The sequence below is a fragment of the Xenorhabdus bovienii genome, from assembly GCF_024721015.1.
In the GTDB taxonomy this organism is placed as follows: Bacteria; Pseudomonadota; Gammaproteobacteria; order Enterobacterales; family Enterobacteriaceae; genus Xenorhabdus; species Xenorhabdus bovienii.
The window spans coordinates 1-324 of sequence record NZ_JANAIF010000379.1; the positions used below are offsets into that span (position 1 = coordinate 1).

Below are 324 nucleotides of genomic sequence, written 5' to 3' on the forward strand. Positions count from 1 at the left end.
CTTCAGTACAGACCGTTAATTTAATGGTTTTGGCCATGGTTGCTCTCCAACAAGCCCCTTTCTATTGATGACGCTATCTTCGCAATCCCGTTCTGTTGACTCAACGTGTTCGCCGTGTCGCCAGTCTGCGACAACGGGCAGTCATGGCAGTACGCGCGCGGGCTGTGGGAAAGTAAGGGCATGACAACGACAACACACGATCCCCGGCAAGAAGCCAAAAGTTTGTACTGGCAGGCCTACAGCGTTGCGCAGATAGCAAAACGGCTGGGCGTCAGTGCGAATACCCTGTATTCCTGGCGGCGGCGGGATAAATGGGATGAAGCC

At 54.3% G+C, this 324-nt stretch carries 1 protein-coding gene; it reads left to right on the plus strand.

The window, feature by feature from the left end:
* Positions 1-180: 180 nt before the first annotated feature.
* On the plus strand, positions 181-324 hold a 144-nt coding region (locus NXS07_RS22660; RefSeq protein ID WP_258087644.1), incomplete at its 3' end, for a terminase gpP N-terminus-related DNA-binding protein.